This is a genomic window from Pseudomonas sp. 65/3-MNA-CIBAN-0223 (genome assembly GCF_040310425.1).
GTDB lineage: Bacteria > Pseudomonadota > Gammaproteobacteria > Pseudomonadales > Pseudomonadaceae > Aquipseudomonas > Aquipseudomonas gregormendelii.
This window is the reverse complement of the sequence record NZ_JBEOPV010000317.1, coordinates 1-241: the sequence shown is the minus strand read 5'-3', so window position 1 is coordinate 241 and position 241 is coordinate 1. Positions and strand designations below refer to the sequence as shown.

Annotated in this window: 1 protein-coding gene; it reads right to left on the bottom strand. The window is 42.3% G+C overall.

The window, feature by feature from the left end:
• On the bottom strand, positions 1 to 241 hold a 241-nt coding region (locus AAEZ09_RS29040), incomplete at both ends, for a FimV/HubP family polar landmark protein (RefSeq protein WP_350601777.1).

The window sequence follows — 241 nt, the reverse complement described above, 5'->3', positions numbered from 1 at the left end:
CTAGTGTATTGTAATTATTACCACTAAAAGCATGTGGATTCGCGTCAAATAACGCCGCCATCACTTGATAAATACTGACCTTATCACTGGGTCTGACTTTTTGCGCAATACTCCAAAACGTATCTCTTGATGTCGTCGGACCATATTGCCGTTTCGCTTGTTGTTTAACCTCGCCATTGGGCCCAGTAATTTTGAGCGTTTCTGCCTGTGCAGACTCAATAATTTGTACACTGGTTAAACC